At 62.5% G+C, this 12,103-nt stretch carries 11 protein-coding genes; 6 read left to right on the top strand and 5 right to left on the bottom strand.

All coding sequences use genetic code 11. The features are described 5' to 3' along the window. Window positions 1–42 precede the first annotated feature (42 nt). Window positions 43–678 (bottom strand): TetR/AcrR family transcriptional regulator, encoded by a 636-nt coding sequence (locus JGU71_RS09510; protein WP_199703837.1) that lies wholly within the window; start codon window positions 676–678, stop codon window positions 43–45. Window positions 679–894: 216 nt separating this feature from the next. On the opposite strand from JGU71_RS09510, the gene JGU71_RS09505 reads away from it, so the two are divergent. The 5 genes from JGU71_RS09505 to JGU71_RS09485 all read left to right on the top strand — a co-directional run bounded on the left by JGU71_RS09505 (window position 895) and on the right by JGU71_RS09485 (window position 5,968). Beyond that, entirely contained in the window at window positions 895–2,247 is a 1,353-nt protein-coding gene (locus JGU71_RS09505) for a cytochrome P450 (protein WP_372433162.1), read from the top strand. Beyond that, window positions 2,244–3,041: an SDR family NAD(P)-dependent oxidoreductase gene (locus JGU71_RS09500; RefSeq protein ID WP_199703836.1), complete on the top strand. Its 798-nt coding sequence runs from the start codon at window positions 2,244–2,246 to the stop codon at window positions 3,039–3,041. The genes JGU71_RS09505 and JGU71_RS09500 overlap by 4 nt, the downstream gene beginning before the upstream one ends. Beyond that, the gene (locus tag JGU71_RS09495) at window positions 3,038–3,958 is read left to right on the top strand and encodes an alpha/beta fold hydrolase (RefSeq protein ID WP_199703835.1); all 921 of its coding nucleotides are present in this window, start codon (window positions 3,038–3,040) and stop codon (window positions 3,956–3,958) included. Before JGU71_RS09500 ends, JGU71_RS09495 begins: the two co-directional genes overlap by 4 nt. Beyond that, window positions 3,955–5,460, top strand: coding sequence for a flavin-containing monooxygenase (locus JGU71_RS09490; RefSeq protein ID WP_199703834.1), 1,506 nt, complete (start codon window positions 3,955–3,957; stop codon window positions 5,458–5,460). The genes JGU71_RS09495 and JGU71_RS09490 overlap by 4 nt, the downstream gene beginning before the upstream one ends. A 91-nt stretch (window positions 5,461–5,551) precedes the next feature. Continuing rightward, window positions 5,552–5,968 (top strand): VOC family protein, encoded by a 417-nt coding sequence (locus JGU71_RS09485; protein WP_199703833.1) that lies wholly within the window; start codon window positions 5,552–5,554, stop codon window positions 5,966–5,968. Between the two features lie 14 nt (window positions 5,969–5,982). On the opposite strand, the gene JGU71_RS09480 is transcribed toward JGU71_RS09485, so the two are convergent. Continuing rightward, window positions 5,983–7,770 (bottom strand): putative bifunctional diguanylate cyclase/phosphodiesterase, encoded by a 1,788-nt coding sequence (locus tag JGU71_RS09480; RefSeq protein ID WP_199703832.1) that lies wholly within the window; start codon window positions 7,768–7,770, stop codon window positions 5,983–5,985. Between the two features lie 114 nt (window positions 7,771–7,884). After that, window positions 7,885–9,381: a potassium/proton antiporter gene (locus JGU71_RS09475; protein ID WP_199703831.1), complete on the bottom strand. Its 1,497-nt coding sequence runs from the start codon at window positions 9,379–9,381 to the stop codon at window positions 7,885–7,887. Between the two features lie 151 nt (window positions 9,382–9,532). On the opposite strand from JGU71_RS09475, the gene JGU71_RS09470 reads away from it, so the two are divergent. After that, window positions 9,533–10,195 carry a potassium channel family protein gene (locus JGU71_RS09470; protein WP_199703830.1) on the top strand — a complete coding sequence of 221 codons (663 nt, stop codon included), beginning with the start codon at window positions 9,533–9,535 and terminating at the stop codon, window positions 10,193–10,195. Window positions 10,196–10,209: 14 nt separating this feature from the next. Here the strand turns inward: JGU71_RS09470 and JGU71_RS09465 are convergent, their stop codons facing one another. Then, window positions 10,210–11,241, bottom strand: coding sequence for a ferredoxin--NADP reductase (locus tag JGU71_RS09465; protein ID WP_199703829.1), 1,032 nt, complete (start codon window positions 11,239–11,241; stop codon window positions 10,210–10,212). A 9-nt stretch (window positions 11,242–11,250) separates the two neighbouring features. Beyond that, window positions 11,251–12,099, bottom strand: a complete 849-nt coding sequence (locus JGU71_RS09460; protein ID WP_199703828.1) for an SDR family NAD(P)-dependent oxidoreductase — start codon at window positions 12,097–12,099, stop codon at window positions 11,251–11,253. Window positions 12,100–12,103: the final 4 nt, after the last annotated feature.

Here is a 12,103-nt window from a genome sequence, read left to right as displayed (position 1 = left end):
AGCGTTTCGTGACCAATCCGATAGGTCCGGCTTCACACGCCCTCAGTGCGGTAGGCGATATTGCCCACCGACCCGGGTCGCCATCTCTGCGACGTAGTCGACGATGCGATCGCAATCGACGGCTATCGCGTCCGACTGCCATTCTCTGAGTAGTTCGACGAACCCGCCGACGCCGACGATCGCGTCCATCCGCAAGGCCAGTTCATCGACACCCTGCCGGAGCCGCGGTCTCGCAGCGGATGTGACGAGGTCGATGGCTCTGTGAAACGAGCGTTGCCGTTCGCTTTCCAGGATCGGGCTGCCCTCGTTGCGGCTCAACAGGATCTTCGCTTGCGCGGGATGGGAAACGATGTGGTCGACGAGGACCCTGGTCGCGGTCCGAGTCAGGTCTTCCCACGATGTGCCGGGACCACTTTTTTCGGCGTAGGCGACAGCGACGGTTGCGAGTACCTCGCCTTCGATGTGCTGCCATACGGCGGTGAGCAAGCCGTCCCGATCCCCGAACTCCTTGTAGAAGTACCGATCGCTGAGCGCTGCTTCGGCGCAAACGCGTCGCATGGTTACCGCCGCCCACCCGTGCTGACTCCAGATGTCGATGGCGACGGAGAGCATTCGATCACGCCTGTCAGCACGGCGTTCTTCGGTGGTGCGACCTCCCCACACGCCGGTGCGTTCCATTCCTACATCTTGACAACATCGCAGCCTGGACACAAACTGACGGCATACGCCTACAGTTACGGCGGCTGCCATCACTCAGTAGAGGAGCATCACATGACCATCACTTCGAAGGTCGATCAGGATTCTCCGCGAGGTCGTCGCGGGTCTCCCGCACCGTCGACAAATCCGGCAACACGACCCTCCATGCGGCCCGCAAACCGCCTCGGCCGACTAGGCATGACGAAAGACTCGGCAGTGGTCGGGCTGAGCTATCGACGCGGTTGGCTGGACAAGATCAAAGACCACGACATCTCCCGATTCCGGACCGGAACGCGGAGGTACGTGACCCTCACCCACCCCGAGTACGTCGACCACGTCCTGCACTCGGGTCGTCTGAACTATCACAAGTCCTACGAGTACGAGTTACTGCGAGCGTTGCTCGGGGTGAGCCTGTTCACGGATGAGGAAGAGTCGTGGCAGCGCTACCGAACAATGCTGTCGCCGATGTTCTCGAAGCGTCATCTCAACGGACTCGTCGACCTGATGATCGAGCCGATCGATGCGCTGTCCGACGAACTCGACGAGAAGTCCGGTCGCGTCGAAATCGACATGGTGCGCGAGATGGTCGAACTCACTCTCAACGTCGTCGGAAATGCTTTGTTCAGTCAGCAGTTCGGCCCGATCGCAAAGGGAATGGGTCCGATGGTCACGGGAGGACTCCGCTTCGGGGAGAGACTACTGCGCGTATTTATGATCGCAGCGCCACCGAAAGTGGTGTGGCGCACTACATCTCGTCTTGCCTACACTCCACTGCCGCTCCCACCACCTTTCCGCGACGTCCAGAAGATCGTCAAGCTAATCGACGGTTCGGTGTGGACGGTCATCAACGAACGGCGAGCACACCCGATCGATACTCCGGACCTGCTCAACCATCTCCTCGGCGCCACCGACGATCACGGTGGGCTGCCGATGAAAAGGGTTCGGGACGAAGCGATCACCCTGATGCTTGCCGGCCACGAAACGACGGCGAACGCCCTCTCGTGGATGTGGTACCTCCTCGCCCTACATCCCGACGCACGAAACACGATGCTCGACGAAGTCGACTCTGTACTGCAGGGCCGCACACCCACTGCCGACGATCTACCGAGCCTGCCCTGGACAACCGCAGTTTTTCTGGAGGCGATGCGGTACTTCTCCCCTGCTTGGGTCATACCTCGGGTCGCCGTTCGCGACGACGTCATCGGCACCCATCACATCAAGAAGGGCACCACCGTCATCATTCCCGCGCACCTCGTGCACCACGACGCGCGCTGGTGGCCGAACCCCGAGGAGTTCGATCCGTCACGGTTCCTGCCGGGCGCGGGTAAGGACCGTCCACGCTCGGCCTACCTACCTTTCGGTGGGGGCAAGCGGGTCTGCATCGGCCAAAGCTTTGCGACGATGGAATCGGTACTGATCATCGCAATACTCAGCCAGCGTTATGTTTTCGACCTTGTGCCAGGCCATCCGGTCGACCCGGAGGCGACGCTGACGCTCCGACCGCGGCACGGGTTGAAGATGATCGTGCGTCGACGCGGGATCACATCATGAACCGGATCGACCCGCGGGGCGCGGTGGTCGTCGTCACCGGCGCAGGCAGTGGAATAGGTGCTGCCATCGCCGATCGATACGCCGGACTCGGTGCGGTCGTCGTTGCGACCGATGTCGACGAGTCGACGGCGAAAGCCACCGCGGAGGCCTGCAGACAACGTGGCGCGGAAGCGACCTCCTACCAGTGTGATGTTGCCAGTTCCGATGCAGTAACCGAACTGTCCCAACATATTTCGGTCGACGTCGGCAAAGTGGACATCCTTGTCAACAATGCGGGCGTCGGGGTTGGTGGCCCCTTCCTCGACACCACGGTCGACGACTGGGTGTGGCTGAGGTCGATCAACATCGACGGCGTCGTCCACGGGTGCCGGACATTCGGACGCGACATGACGGACCGTCGCCGCGGGCACATCGTGAATATCGCGTCCGGCGCCGCCTACCTGCCCAACCGACGCCTCGCCGGGTACTGCGCGTCCAAGGCGGCGGTGGTCATGTTGTCGCGCTGTCTTCGAGCCGACTGGGCCAACCTCGACGTCGGGGTATCCGTCGTCTGTCCGGGCGTGATCAACACACCGATACTGCAGAACACCCGACTGCGTGGGAGCGCGGTGCAGGAAAAAGAGCTACTGGCCAAAGCATTTCGCGTCAGCCACCGGCCCGAGTCGGTCGCGAAAGCAGTCACCCAGGCCGTTCGGTACAACCGTGAGCTGGTGTCGGTGGGAATCGAAACACAGCTCGGATACCACGCCATGCGATTGCTCCCCCAGCTCAACTCGTTGGTGGCTCGGGCATGACCATTACCAGCCCGCACAAGAGGAAAGACACCCTCACAGCAAAAGTAGCTTCGGTTGGCGGTGTGCAGACCCGCGTCCTGGAAGGTCCGGGATCGGGTCCGACTGTGCTGCTCCTGCATGGTTTTTCCGATTCCGCCGACGGTTGGCGAGACGTGCTGGGTGAGTTGGCGAAGTCAGGCCACCATGGGGTTGCAGTCGACCTGCCGCACTTCGGCCGTGCCGGTCGCCCGAGGTCGAGTTCGGTCCTCGCGGCCTTGGACGAATTCGTCGAGGCTGCTGCCCGCGAATACGACACAGGGCAGGGAGTAGTCCTCGTCGGCAACTCGATCGGGGGCTTGGCGGCGCTGCGTGCGGCTCGAAGAACCGATCTACCGATCGTGTCGGTGCTCGCCATCGGTCCCGCGGGACTCATCGTCCCGTGGTGGATGACGGCGTTGACTCGAACGCGTCCCCTCGTGGATCGTGTTCTTACGCTACCGTCGCCGGCGCTGGTGCACGGTACGGTCGCCGGTCCTGCCATCATGGGCAACCTCTTCGCTCGCGCTGTCGCGTCAGGTCACTTGTCCGCCAGAGCAAAGTCTCGGTACGCCTCGCATTGGGGACCGGGAGATCTGCGAAGACAACTGGTACTCGGTGGTCAGACGCTTGCAGAACTCGCCGATCCACATGCTCTCGACGACGCCGAGTTCCAGATGCCGGTGACGCTGGCCTGGGGTGACAAGGATTGGATTTGCTCCCCCCGGGCTGGGGCACGGCTGCAACAACTACATCCCGACGTCCGCCTCCGATCGATCGCCGGCTCGGGTCACTGCCCTCAGTACGACAACCCGAACGTCGTCGCCGATCTGATCAGGAAGTGCACGGGCCCTACCACCGACTCGACCCAAGCAACCGACAACAAGGGGACAACGCCATGACGGCCGCTTCGCCGAACACAGACAGGTCTGCCCATCACGAGGTCGTGATCATCGGCGGAGGCTTCTCCGGTATCGGCTTCGCAATCAAGCTACGCCAAGCCGGTTTCGAGGACTTCCTGATCATCGACGACGCGGACGCGCCCGGCGGTACGTGGCATTGGAACACCTACCCCGGTGTGGCGGTTGATATCCCGTCCTTCAGCTACCAGTTCTCGTTCGAGAAGCGCAAGGACTGGTCACGCTCGTACGCACCGGGTAGAGAACTCAAGCAGTACGCGGAGCAGTGCGTCGCCAAGTACGGTTTGGCACAGTTCTTCAGATTCGAGACGACGGTTGTGACCGCCGACTGGGACGGCCGCGGCGGTCTCTGGCGGTTGGTCACCTCGACCGGCGACGAACTGACTGCACGCCACCTCGTCAACGCCTCCGGCGTGCTGACGCGCCCCAACACACCGGACATCCGAGGCGTCGACGATTTCGCCGGCCACACGATGCATACGGCGCGCTGGGACCACTCCCTGGATCTTCGCGGCAAGCGGGTCGCCGTTATCGGCACCGGCGCGTCCGCAGTCCAGATCATTCCCGCGATCGCGCCCGAGGTCGATCAGCTGACCGTGTATCAGCGGACGCCGATCTGGTGCATGCCCAAACCGGACATCGCACTGTCGCGGCCGATGCAGTGGGCACTTGGCCGCATTCCTGGCAGCCAGACCGTTGCCCGACTCGCGAGTCAGGCATTCGTCGAAATCACGTTCCCCGTCGCCGCACACTACGAAGGGATCCTGCATTTTCGTCCCGCCGCCGAGAAGGCCGCACGTGCCTACGTCAGATCGCAGGTCACCGATCCGGAGACCCGCGAAAAGCTCACTCCGCGTTACGGTCTCGGCTGCAAGCGGCCGAGCTTCCACAACAGCTACCTGTCCACGTTCAACCGCGACAATGTAGTACTCGAAACGAGTCCGATCACACACATCAGCGCCGACGCGGTCCATAGCGCCGAAGGCGGCGCAAGGGAAATCGATGTCCTGATCCTTGCGACAGGCTTCAAGGTGATGGATCCGGACAACATGCCGACCTACACCTTGCGTGGCGTCGACGGACTCGACCTCACCGACTGGTGGAACGAGCATCGGCTCCAAGCCTACGAAGGCATCTCCGTACCCGGATTTCCCAACTACTTCACCATCTTCGGGCCCTACGGCTACAACGGCTCCTCCTACTTCGCGCTCATCGAAGCCCAGACTGCACACATCATCCGGGTTCTCGAGCACGCCAGAAAGGAGCGCGCGGCCTATGTCGAAGTGACTCAGGCCGCGAACGATCGCTTCTTCGCAGAGATGCTCCGACGGCGAGGCAACCAAATCTTCTGGCAAGACAGCTGCGCCAACGCGAACAGCTACTACTTCGACAAGAACGGCGACGTACCCCTGCGCCCGACTACAACCATCGAATCGGCAATTCGTAGCAGGCGATTCAAGATGTCGGATTACAGCTTCGGGTAGGCGGCTGCGCCGCTCGTGCGTCCTTTCGGCGGGCCCGACCTCCGAAAGTGCTCACGAGGGGCGGAGCGCCCCGAGGCGTACGGTCGGAAATATGCCTATTGCAACGAATGCATTTGCCCACGTCCGACTGACCGTGACGGATATCGAAAAGTCCCGAGCGTTCTACGACGACATCTTCGCGCTGCCGGTCGCGTTCGAGCTACCGGCCGATGCGGACGACGCCACTCGCGAGCAGCTGTCTTTCCTGTTCGGCGGCGTGATCTACAAGCTGGGTGATTCGTTGCTCGGATTACGTCCGGTGTCCAAGGACGGGTTCGACGAGGACCGTACCGGGCTCGACCACCTCAGCTTCGCCGTCGCGGACAAGGCCGCACTCGACGATGCCGCGAAGTTGCTCGACGACAAGGGAATCGAGCATGACGGCGTCAAGGATATCGGTGCGGGATACATTCTGGAGTTCCGCGATCCGGACAACATCGCTCTCGAACTCTTCTCCCCCAAAGCGTAAGCCGGAGCGCTGATTCACCGACGAGTGTCCGCGTGCCGAGCAGCATCCGCGCTCGCGACGAGGATGTCCATTTCCTGCGGACGTCCGTAGTAGAAGCCTTGTGCCAGAGTGAATCCCAGCGGCTCCAGGACGGCTGCCTGCTCGGCGTTCTCGACACCTTCGATGATGACCGGCAGGCCGAGCTTCTCGCTCAGCTTCGCGATCACGCTCAGCAGCGGCGGCGGCGGCGGCGAATCTGCTTGGACTGCAGCGACAAACGAGGCATCCAACTTGAGTATGTCGGTCGGCAGCGACGCGAGTCTGCTCAGCGACGAATAGCCTGTGCCGAAATCGTCTATTGCGATTCGGACGCCCTGCGCGCGTAGCTCCGTCAAGTTCGCGTAGGTAGTTCTGGCATCGAGATCGAGGACGCTCTCGGTTACCTCCAGCACCAATTGTGCACTCGGCCATCCGGTTTCCTGCAGCACCTCGTTCACGCTTCGCACATAGTCGGCGCGAATCAGTTCGAGGCCGGATACGTTGACGCTCAACATCAATGCACGATCGGTGTACATGCGCTGCAACACCACAGCCTGCCTGCAGGCAGTTGCGAGTACCTGCCGACCCAGGCTCGAGATAAGTTCGTATTCTTCGGCAACTCGAATGATTTCCGCTGGGGTTACGCCTTTTTGGGTCGCGGAGCACCAACGCAGCAAGGCTTCGAAACCTATGACGGAAGCACCGGCGTCGACGGCGACGATCGGCTGGAAGGCGACGTTCAGTCTGTCGTTTTCGATGGCTTCGACCAATTCTGCTGCAAGCAAGGGTTGGTGTGACGTCTCGACGACGGATCGATTGCGTCCGGCCTCCTTCGCGCGATACAGGCCGACGTCTGCTCGGCTGACCATAAACGATGCGGACTCACCGAGCTGCCAGGCTGTGATGCCGGCCGAACATCCCACCGATATCGCGTTACGCATGCTTTCGGCGACGCGTACCGCATCGCGTTCGCAGCATCCGGGAAGCAGCAACGTGAATTCGTCGCCTCCGATTCGGGCAAGTATTGCGTTGGTGCCCAACATCTTTCGCCACGTATCGGCCACTTCCTGCAGGGCGACGTCGCCGGCGGCATGACCACTTTCGTCGTTGATGTCCTTGAACCGATCGAGATCGACGAGTATCAGAGCGAGAGCGGTTCGACTCTTCGTCGCGCGGGCGATTTCGAGTTCCAACTGTCGGGCGAACCCGCGCCTGTTCAATAGTCCGGTCAGTGGATCGACGTCGGCTTCCGACGCCACACGCATCAGCACGCCGACAACGAAAAAGACGGCGATGACCACGCCGGAGGTCACCAGACCTGCCCACCAATGCAATCCGGGCCGAAGCCCCAACGTGGTCATACAACATACGACACCGACCACGGTATTTGCCGACGCTGCCGGCCAGGACAGAAAGAACGCCCCGGTGCAGGTGACGGTCACGAAGAAGCCCGCGACACCGATCGCCGCTATGTTGCTCGTCGACTCCCAGACCCCAGCGGCGACAAACGGCGTCGGCGAGAAGAGCAACCATTGCTGCTGCCTGACGGGGATGCGATCGCCGAGCGCCAGGATCACGATTCCCATCACGAGACACGCGGCGGCGAGCAGGGCGCAGACAAGTCGACTGCCTCGCATGTCGACGGGCATGACAGCTGTCTGAGCCAAGCCGAACACGCCGCCGAAGGTGAAGAACGCACCTGTTGTGCGTGCCATGACCGCTGGGCTTACGACGCCGGGGGCGCGGGTGCCGCGTAGGCGCAGCCAGCCACCGATTCCGTTCACATCACCGATTCGTGCTCCAAGTCCTCGGCCCCGACCAGGGTGGGAACCCCTGGATCGAGCGTATCCGAGAGGGCCCGGTTCGAGGGTGCGTCTCGAAGAATGCGAGACGCGGCCTCAGTCTCTTTCCCCGTATTCGTCGAACCAGTGCGCCAATTTGCCACGTCGGCTCACCGCGCGGAGTCGACGTTCCGCCACTTCCCGAGTCTTGGTGGTGGTGACGATCAGCAGCTCGTCACCGACCTCGATCCGAGTGTCCGGCTGTGGGACGAACGTGTGACCCTCGCGAATGATCAGGGTGATGACGCTCGGGTCGGGCAGCCGCAGTTCGAGAACCGAGACATCGTGCAGGCGTGACTTGGGCAGCACCGTCATCGTCAACAGTTCGGCTTCCAACACATCCAGAGGCGCTGATTCGACCTGGATCTCGCGAGTGGAGTCTCGGCGAATCAGCCCCATCCGGTGCGCGACGGGCCGCAGGCTCGGGCCTTGGATCAGGGTGAAGACCACGACGAGGATGAACACGATGTTGAGCAGGCGGCGTGCGTCGGGGACGCCTTCCACGATCGGGTACGTCGCGAGGACGATGGGGACCGCACCACGCAGCCCTGCCCAGGACAGAAAGACCTGCTCCTGCCACGGCACCCGGAATCCGGCCAGCGAGATCACAACGGACAGCGGTCGGCCGACGAGCAGCAGGATGACTCCGACGACGACCGCAGGCACGAGCTCGTCGATCAGCTCGCTCGGTGTAACCAGGAGGCCGAGTAGGACGAACAATCCGATCTGGGCGAGCCAACCGAGGCCTTCGGCAAACGACCGGTTCGCCGCACGGTGTGGCAATCCGGAGTTAGCGAGCACCACGGCCGCGAGATAGGCGGCGAGGAACCCGCTGGCGTGCGCACTGCCCGCGGCGGCGAACGACACCATGCCGAGTGCAAACGTGGCGAGTGGGTAGAGACCGGACGCTGGTAACGCGATGCGGCGCAAGGCCGTTGCACCGATGAACCCGCCGACCAACCCGATTCCGGCGCCGACGACCAACTCGTAGACCACTTCGGCGGCAGCATGCGACGGCGAGAAGGCCAGTGGCGTTGCGCTGAAAACCAGAACGAGGATGACGGCAGGTGCGTCGTTGAAGCCCGATTCTGCTTCGAGCAGTCCTGCGACCCGCCGTGGCAGCGGCAACACGCGAAGCACCGAGAACACCGCAGCAGCGTCGGTCGACGAAACGATCGCGCCGAGAAGCAAGGCGAGCTGCCAGTTGATTCCGAGCAGGAAGTGCGCGCCGGTAGCGGCGACGAGTGTGCTGACCCCGACCCCGACGGTCGCCAGAACCCCTGCTGGCGCAAGCACATTCCGGATGTCGGAGAACCTCGTCGTGAGGCCGCCCTCTACGAGAATGATGGCCAACGCGATGGTGCCGAGGTCCCTCGCGAGCTGCACGTCGTCGAAGTTCAGTCCCAACCCGTCTTCGCCGAGCGCGACGCCGACCGCAAGGAAAAGCAGCAGACTCGGCAATCCGACCCGACTCGCAACCCTGGTTGCGGCAATGCTTGCGAGCAGCACCAATCCACCGGCGAGCAACGCCAGGTAGAGCTGCTGCAACGTCATTTCGACCCCGTTCGAGCCATCGAAGAGATGTGGCTCCGCCAAGTAAATCAGTACAAACGCCACCGGTGCCCACGCAGCCGAGCAAGCCGACTGCAGTGGATGGGCCATGATGAGTGTGTGCACTGTCGACGGTGCGGCGAGGAGGCCGATGATGCGCATCGGGATTGCAGGGGCCGGCGCGGTCGGTCGGTCCGTCGCGCAGGAACTGCTCGACGCGGGCCACAAGGTCCTGCTCATCGAGATCGCACCTCGCCGCTACGAGCCACACACCGTTCCAGCTGCCGACTGGCTGCTAGCCGATGCATGCGAGCTCGCGTCGCTCGAAGAGTGCGGGATGGAATTGTGCGATGTGATGATCGCTGCAACCGGTGACGACAAGGTGAACCTCGCAGCGGCTCTGCTCGCGAAGACCGAGTTCGGGGTGAACAGGGTCGTAGCCCGAGTCAACGAGGCCGCCAATCAATGGCTGTTCACCGAGGCGTGGGGCGTCGACGTAGCGGTCTCGACGCCGATCGCGATGGTCGCCGGAGTGGAGGGTGCCATCGACGTCGGGCACCTCATCACGTTGCGCGGACTCGGCAAGGCCAAGGCAAATCTCGCCAAACTGACCTTGCCCGTCGACAGTCCGATCGTGGGGCTGCAGGTGCGGGCACTGGTACTACCCGAGAACACCGCGTTGGTCACCGTGCTCCGCGGCACCGAGATCATTCTTCCAACGCCGGACGACGTCTTGGAGCCCGGCGACGAGCTGTTGTTCGTCGCCGACAGCGCGGGCGAGGCTCATATCAAAGCGGTCATCGGGACGCCTGCCTGATCGGTCGCTGCTCGTTACTGATCGAACGCGATCTCGACCCGTTCGCTGACGGGTACCGCCTGACATGCGAGTGTCAGTCCGAGCGCCAGATCGGCATCGACGAGGGTGTCGTTCTTGCGCATTCGCACCTCACCCGATCGCACGGTGCATGCGCACGCGCTGCACTCCCCCGCCCGGCACGAGTACGGCGCGTCGATACCTTTCCCGAGTAAGACGTCGAGCAGCGGAGTGTCGCGGGGCCACTCGATGTCGATGCTGCGGCCGTCGATCTCGATGGTCGCCGCCGCCGTCGAGGTTGCGGACGACTCTGCGACGACGATGTCGGCGAACGGATCACCGGTCAGCGACTGAAATTTCTCGATGTGGACGTGTTTGTCGGGCGTCCCGATCACTTGCAGCGCAGCGCGGCAGACCTCCATAAACGGCGTCGGGCCACAGACGAACGTGTCGTATCGCTCGCAGAGGACCAACAACTCGGCGAGATCGTCGACGGTCGGCAGACCACGCTCCGATTCGAGCCAGTGCACCACCTGAAGCCGATCGGGAAACTCGACGATCATCTCGGCAAGTTCGGCTCCGAAGATCACCGATTCGATTCCGACGTTCGCGTAAACCAGATACACGTTGCCTGCTCCTGCGAGCAAGGCAGACTTGGCGATCGACATGATCGGCGTGATGCCACTTCCTGCGGCGAGGAGCAGCAGATCTGCATCGAGTGTCTTCGGCACGAAGACCCCCGACGGTGTGAGCACCCGCAGTCGAGTACCGACAGAGACGTTGTCACACAACCAGTTCGAACCGTAGCCGTCGATCGTCCTTTTGACGGTGACAACGAGTTCGTCGTCGAGGTGCGGCGAGCTCGACAGCGAGTAGCACCGCGCGACCGAGCCGGTTCGATCGCTCGGAATTTCCACGGTCAGAAACTGTCCTGGGTGATATCGGAAGCGCTCGACGAGTTCGTCAGGAACGGCGAAGACCAATGATGCAGCCTCGTCGGTCTCCTTGATCACCTCGACCACTTCCAGCGTGTGCACACGACTCGACATGGCTGATCGCTACAACTCGAAGCCGAGGCGTCCCGCTGCCCGCCGGCCGATCCGGTACAGCGGCACACCGAGATCCTCGTAGCGTGGACCGACGACGCGCGGGATCAGATCGAAACCACGCGCGTCGGCACCGATCAGAACTCGTGCCTTGTTCTTCTCCACCCCCTTGAGGATGATGCGGGCGGCCGCTTCGGGGCTGGTCAGCGCGATCATCTGGAAACCGCGACGAATGTCTTCGGTGTCGACTCCTTCCGGAATGCCGCGCGCATTCACCGCGATGTTCGTCTTTATGCCGCCGGGGTGCACACACGTGACACCGACCGGGTGCCGCGCGATCTTCAGTTCCTGCCGCAACGCTTCGGTGAAGCCACGGACCGCGAACTTCGCTGCGTTGTAAGCGCTTTGCGACGGTATGCCGATGAGCCCGAAGACGGACGAGACGTTGACGATGTGCCCGTCGCCGGAATCGATGAGGTCAGGCAGAAACGCCTTCGTGCCGTGCGCGACGCCCCAGAAGTTGATGTTCATCAACCAGTCGAAGTCCTCCCACGACATGTCGACCACATCCGCGTTCAGTGCGACACCCGCGTTGTTGAACACCAGATTCACTCTGCCGAATTCGCCGCGGACATCACTGGCATGTGCATGGACCGCGGCCCGGTTCGCGACATCGAGCTCGAACGGAATTGCTTTGGCTCCCAACTTCTCACAACGACCGGCAGTATCGGCGACGGCCGCGGTATCGACGTCGGACAACGCGAGTTCGGCACCCCGTTCGGCCAGGTTCAACGCCAGACTTCGACCGATGCCCGACCCGGCGCCCGTGATCACAGCTACTTTGTTCTTGAAGTTCTTCATGTTT

The organism is Antrihabitans stalagmiti (assembly GCF_016482825.1).
Classification (GTDB): Bacteria; Actinomycetota; Actinomycetes; order Mycobacteriales; family Mycobacteriaceae; genus Antrihabitans; species Antrihabitans stalagmiti.
The sequence above is the reverse complement of the archived record's forward strand: the minus strand, read 5'-3'. Positions and strand labels throughout refer to the sequence as shown.